5 protein-coding genes are annotated in these 6,000 nt (G+C 70.7%); 4 read left to right on the top strand and 1 reads right to left on the bottom strand.

All coding sequences use genetic code 11. From position 1 onward, the window contains the following. Positions 1–48: 48 nt before the first annotated feature. A complete protein-coding gene (locus ABZ070_RS19505; RefSeq protein ID WP_356635436.1) occupies positions 49–1,488 on the bottom strand; it encodes a gamma-aminobutyraldehyde dehydrogenase in 1,440 nt (479 codons plus the stop codon). Between the two features lie 164 nt (positions 1,489–1,652). On the opposite strand from ABZ070_RS19505, the gene ABZ070_RS19500 reads away from it, so the two are divergent. From ABZ070_RS19500 to ABZ070_RS19485, 4 genes are all read left to right on the top strand, one after another. Then, positions 1,653–2,168: an Lrp/AsnC family transcriptional regulator gene (locus ABZ070_RS19500; protein ID WP_356635430.1), complete on the top strand. Its 516-nt coding sequence runs from the start codon at positions 1,653–1,655 to the stop codon at positions 2,166–2,168. Further along, positions 2,153–3,532, top strand: coding sequence for an aspartate aminotransferase family protein (locus ABZ070_RS19495; protein WP_356635428.1), 1,380 nt, complete (start codon positions 2,153–2,155; stop codon positions 3,530–3,532). Before ABZ070_RS19500 ends, ABZ070_RS19495 begins: the two co-directional genes overlap by 16 nt. 183 nt (positions 3,533–3,715) lie before the next feature. Further along, positions 3,716–4,444, top strand: a complete 729-nt coding sequence (locus ABZ070_RS19490; RefSeq protein WP_356635427.1) for an ATP-binding cassette domain-containing protein — start codon at positions 3,716–3,718, stop codon at positions 4,442–4,444. Next, a complete protein-coding gene (locus ABZ070_RS19485) occupies positions 4,426–5,541 on the top strand; it encodes a hypothetical protein (RefSeq protein ID WP_356635425.1) in 1,116 nt (371 codons plus the stop codon). Before ABZ070_RS19490 ends, ABZ070_RS19485 begins: the two co-directional genes overlap by 19 nt. Positions 5,542–6,000 lie beyond the last annotated feature (459 nt).

Below are 6,000 nucleotides of genomic sequence, written 5' to 3'. Positions count from 1 at the left end.
GGTGCACAGATGCACCGGGCGCGCTGCCGTGTCCGCCGACCGGCGAGATCAGCCGTCGAGCGACGTCATGACGTGCTTGATCCGCGTGTAGTCGTCGAAGCCGTACGACGACAGGTCCTTGCCGTAACCCGACTTCTTGAAGCCGCCGTGCGGCATCTCGGCGACCAGCGGGATGTGGGTGTTGATCCACACGCAGCCGAAGTCCAGCGACTTGGACATCCGCATCGCGCGGCTGTGGTCCTTCGTCCACACCGAGGAGGCCAGGGCGTACTCGACGCCGTTCGCCCACTCGAGGGCCTGCGCCTCGTCCGAGAAGGACTGAACGGTGATGACCGGGCCGAAGACCTCGTTCTGGATCATCTCGTCGTCCTGCTTCAGGCCGGACACGACGGTCGGGGCGTAGAAGTAGCCCTTGTCGCCGACGCGGTGACCGCCCGCCTCGACCTTGGCGTGCGCCGGGAGCCGGTCGACGAAGCCGGTGACCTGCTTCAGCTGGTTGGCGTTGTTGAGCGGGCCGTAGAGCACGTCCTCGTCGTCCGGGGCGCCGGTCTTGGTCTCCGCGGCCGCCTTGGCGAGCGCGGACACGAACTCGTCGTGGATCGACTCGTGGACGAGCACACGCGTCGCCGCCGTGCAGTCCTGACCGGCGTTGAAGAAGCCCGCCACCGAGATGTCCTCGACGGCCTTGTCGATGTCGGTGTCCTCGAAGACCACGACAGGCGCCTTGCCGCCGAGCTCCAGGTGGACGCGCTTGACGTCCTTGGCCGCCGAGGCGGCGACCTGCATGCCGGCGCGTACCGAGCCGGTGATGGACGCCATCGCGGGGGTCGGGTGCTCGACCATCGCGCGCCCGGTCTCGCGGTCGCCGCAGACCACGTTGAAGACGCCCTTGGGGACGATCGCGCCGATGATCTCGGCCATCAACACGGTCGACGCCGGCGTGGTGTCCGACGGCTTCAGCACGACGGTGTTGCCCGCGGCGAGCGCCGGTGCGAACTTCCAGACGGCCATCATCATCGGGTAGTTCCACGGGGCGACCTGCGCGCAGACACCGACCGGCTCGCGGCGGATGATGGAGGTCATACCCTCCATGTACTCGCCCGCGGAGCGGCCCTCGAGCATGCGCGCCGCGCCCGCGAAGAAGCGGATCTGGTCCACCATCGGCGGGATCTCTTCGGTTCGGGTCAGCCCGAGCGGCTTGCCCGTGTTCTCCGACTCGGCGGCGATCAGGTCCTCGGCCCGCTCCTCGAAGGCGTCGGCGATCTTGAGGAGCACCTTCTGGCGCTCGGCCGGCGTGGTGTCGCGCCAGGCGGGGAAGGCGGCCGCGGCAGCATCCATGGCGGCGTCGACGTCGGCCTGGCCGGAGAGCGGCGACGTGGCGTACGCCTCGCCGGTGGCGGGATTGACGATGTCGATCGTCCGGCCGTCGGCGGCGTCCTTGAACTCCCCGTTGATGTAGTTGCGAAGTCGACGCAGCTCGGTGGTCACTGTTGCCACCCCTCCTGTCGTGTCCGATGGGTGAGACACCCCACCCTAATCTCTTCACAGACGTTTTCAACAGGCCCGACTCTCCGCAACTTCGGATTCGGTGAGATTTGAGGTCCTGAACAACGGATTTCATCGCTCAGGGCTTGCCAGACAGACGAGTAGCAGTGCAGAGTGAGCTCGTGGCCAGTCGTAACGCAGACTCCAGGAACGGGACCGGTGCCGGCTCGTCGACCCCGACGATCGACACCGTCTCTCTCGCGATCATCGAACAGCTCCAGGAGGACGGCCGCCGTCCTTACGCCGCCATAGGCAAGGCCGTGGGCCTTTCCGAAGCGGCCGTGCGGCAGCGCGTCCAGAAGCTGCTCGACCAAGGCGTGATGCAGATCGTCGCCGTCACCGACCCGCTCACCGTGGGCCTGCGACGCCAGGCGATGGTCGGCATCAGCGTCGAGGGCGACCTCGACCCCGTGGCGGACGCCCTGACGGCCATGGCCGAATGCGAGTACGTGGTGATGACCGCGGGCTCCTTCGACCTGATGGTCGAGATCGTCTGCGAGGACGACGACCACCTGCTCGAAGTGATCAACAAGCGGATCCGCGCGCTCCCCGGCGTGCGCTCCACCGAGAGCTTCGTCTACCTCAAGCTCAAGAAGCAGACCTACATGTGGGGAACCCGATAGCCGTGAGCAAGGACCTCTCCAAGACCGCCTACGACCACCTGTGGATGCACTTCACCCGCATGTCGTCGTACGAGAACGCACCCGTGCCCACCATCGTGCGTGGCGAGGGCACCTACATCTACGACGACAAGGGCAAGCGCTACCTGGACGGCCTCGCAGGCCTCTTCGTGGTCAACGCGGGCCACGGCCGGCACGAGCTCGCGGAGACCGCCTACAAGCAGGCTCAGGAGCTCGCGTTCTTCCCCGTGTGGTCCTACGCCCACCCCAAGGCCGTGGAGCTGGCCGAGCGCCTCGCCGGCCACGCGCCGGGCGACCTCAACAAGGTCTTCTTCACCACGGGCGGCGGTGAGGCGGTCGAGACCGCCTGGAAGCTCGCCAAGCAGTACTTCAAGCTGCAGGGCAAGCCGACCAAGTACAAGGTCATCTCCCGCGCGGTCGCGTACCACGGCACCCCCCAGGGCGCCCTGTCCATCACCGGCCTGCCGGCCCTCAAGGCACCCTTCGAGCCGCTGGTCCCCGGCGCGCACAAGGTGCCGAACACCAACATCTACCGCGCCCCGATCCACGGCGACGACCCCGAGGCCTTCGGCCGCTGGGCCGCCGACCAGATCGAGCAGCAGATCCTCTTCGAGGGCCCCGAGACCGTGGCGGCCGTCTTCCTCGAGCCGGTGCAGAACGCCGGCGGCTGCTTCCCGCCGCCGCCCGGGTACTTCCAGCGGGTCCGTGAGATCTGCGACCAGTACGACGTGCTGCTCGTCTCCGACGAGGTCATCTGCGCCTTCGGCCGCCTCGGCACGATGTTCGCCTGCGACAAGTTCGGCTACGTCCCGGACATGATCACCTGCGCCAAGGGCATGACCTCGGGCTACTCCCCGATCGGCGCGTGCATCGTCTCCGACCGCATCGCCGAGCCGTTCTACAAGGGCGACAACACCTTCCTGCACGGCTACACCTTCGGCGGCCACCCGGTCTCCGCGGCCGTCGGACTCGCCAACCTCGACATCTTCGACCGCGAAAACCTCAACCAGCACGTCCTGGACAACGAGGGCAACTTCCTGTCCACGCTGCAGAAGCTGCACGACCTGCCGATCGTCGGCGACGTCCGCGGCAACGGCTTCTTCTACGGCATCGAGCTGGTGAAGGACAAGGCCACCAAGGAGACCTTCACGGACGAGGAGACCGAGCGCGTCCTGTACGGCTTCCTGTCCAAGGCCCTGTACGAGAACGGTCTGTACTGCCGGGCCGACGACCGCGGCGACCCGGTCGTCCAGCTGGCGCCCCCGCTGATCGCCGACCAGTCGACCTTCGACGAGATCGAGCAGATCCTGCGTACGGTGCTCACGGAGGCCTGGACGAAGCTCTAGGCGTACTGATCACGAGCGGCAGGCGGCCCGGGTACCTCCATCCGAGTGAGATGGACGGTGCCCGGGCCGCGTGCTTCCCGGTACCCCGGCAGTGACTCCCTAGCGTGCCCAGTGACCGATCGGCCCTGTCTTCGTTCCCCCGTACGGGGGGCCGGAAATCTGATCAGAACCGAGGTGTACGTCATGGTGGCCCCGCCCGACAACGATGTGATCTGGGCTCGCTCCCTGCACCACGCCCACCGAGGCTCCCCGGCCCTCGTGGGCGTGTCGCTGGGCGTACGGGAGGGCGAGATCCTCGCCGTGCTCGGTGCACGCGGCAGCGGCAAGACCACGCTGCTGCACTGCCTGTCCGGCCGGCTCGTCGCCCAGCAGGGCGAGGTGTGGTTCAACAGCTCCCCCGTCCACACCATGCCGCCCGCGCTGCGGGAGCGGCTGCGGCGCGAAAGGTTCGGCTGGATCGGCCCCGAGCCGACGCTGCTGCCGGAACTGAAGGCATGGGAGAACGCGGCGCTTCCACTGCTGCTCAGCGGCGTCTCGCGGCGTGCCGCGAAGACCACGGCGATGGAGTGGATGGAACGCCTCGACATCGGCGCGTGCGCGAGCAAGCGGCCGTACGCGCTGCTCCGCGCCGAGCAGCAGCGTGTCGCCGTCGCCCGGTCGCTGGTCACCACGCCGTCCGTGCTCTTCGTCGACGAGCCGACGGCCTCGCTGCACAGCACGGACCGGGCGCACGTGCTGCGCACGGTGACGGCCGCCGTCCGGTCGCACCGCATCACCATGGTGCTCGCCACGCACGACGTGGACGTCGCGGCGGTCGCGGACCGCACGATCACGATCGCCGACGGGCGGCGCGTGGGCTCCCAGGCGATCGCCGACGCGGAAGGCCGGGCCGCGTGCTCGCTCTCCGTCTAGCCCGTGGCGCGCACCCGCTGGTACTGCTGCGCCGACTGATGGTCGCGGCGGCGGCAGCGGGTGTCGGCTTCCTGCTGCTGTGCACGCTGACCTACGCACTGTCGCATCCCGACGACCCGGCATCCGTGCAGCGCCTGCTGTGGTGCGCGATCCCGCTCGCCGTGACGGTGTACCTCGCGGTCGCCGTTGCCCGTACGGACCCAGGCACCCGGCCGCGGCCCGGCCTCGCCACGATCGGCCTCGGCCCCGTCCGCCTGGCCGCTCTCGCCGCGGCGTCCACCGCGCTCTCCTGCACGCTCGGCAGCATGCTCGCGCTGCTGGTCTTCCTCCATCTCCGGGGCGACCTGTCGGGGCTGCCGTTCGACGGAGCCGCGGCCGAACTCCTCGACTCGGGGCAGCCACTACCGCCGGCGGGCGCGCTCACGCTGCTGGCCCTCGTCCCGCTCGCCGCCACCACGTCGGTCGCGCTGGTGCTGCGGCCCCGCCCCCGGTCCGCGCAGCCCGACGCCGAGGAAACGGCCGGCACCCCCGCCGGGCTCCCGTGGGGCGTCGCGCTCATCGCGGTCGGCCTGGCCGCCGAGACCTACGCGAGCGGCGCACCCGCGGCCGGTCAACCTGCCGGTGTGCTCGTGGGCTGGATCCTCACGGCGGTGGGCCTGTGGCTCGCAGGCCCCGCCGTCGCACACCTGAGCGGCCGCCTGCTCCAGTCCACCCAGCCCGGCGCGACGCGGCTGCTGGCCGGCCGCATCCTCATGGAGGAGTCCCGGCGCATCGGCCGCCCGCTGGGTGTGGTGTGCGCCGTGGCCTCCGGCGCGATGGCCGCCACGGCGGCGTACGGCTCCGCCCCTCGGCCGTGGGGCCCGATGACGGCCCTGGGCGCGACACTGGTCGTCGCCTGCACGACGGCGACGCTGGCGACGGCGGCGCTGGAGGCGAAGCAGGCCCGCTCGGAAGCGACAACGGCCCTCCTCGAGCTGGGCGCCCCCGCGACGACCCTCCGCAACGCGGCAGTACTGCGCGCGGCGGTCCTCGTCATGGTGTTCACCCCCCTCACTCTGACCGTGGGCGCCCTGGCAGCAGCCCCCCTCGCCCGCTGAGGGGGCAGTCGCTGCGCGCCCTTGCGCGCCGGCCCGTGGCCCGGACCGGCCGGACCGCACCACGGGCCCCTGGCCCGGGGGCGCTCGCGCGCCCGAGCTCGACGCCGAGCCCGGCGTCCCACGGCGCGGCAGAGCCCGCGCAGCCGGCCACGACGCGGCGCGGTCCACGGAGGCGATCGGGCCCCGGGAGTCAGCCCCCGCCCGGACTCGGGGCCCGGGGCAGCGCACCGAAGCGGGGCGGAGCGACGCAGCCGGTCCGGGGGCGGAGCCCCGGAAGGCGACCCGGCCCCGGGGCGTCGGCCCCTGCCCGGACTCGGGCTCGGGCTCGGGCTCGGGCTCGGGGACAGAACGCCGAAGCGGGGCGAAGGACGCCGGTCGATGGAGTCGCGCATCGCGCTTGTCGACTCCGTCGAGGAGGCTCCGGACGCCCTGCGCCGACTGCTCGAGGCCAAACCCGCG

This window comes from Streptomyces sp. NPDC006283 (assembly GCF_040613325.1).
In the GTDB taxonomy this organism is placed as follows: domain Bacteria; phylum Actinomycetota; class Actinomycetes; order Streptomycetales; family Streptomycetaceae; genus Streptomyces.
This window is presented reverse-complemented; position numbering and strand designations above follow the sequence as displayed.

Bases quoted from the DNA above. Each gene is read 5' to 3' on its own strand.
- ABZ070_RS19490 (WP_356635427.1), top strand. From the start codon at position 3,716: ATGGTGGCCCCGCCCGACAACGATGTGATCTGGGCTCGCTCCCTGCAC.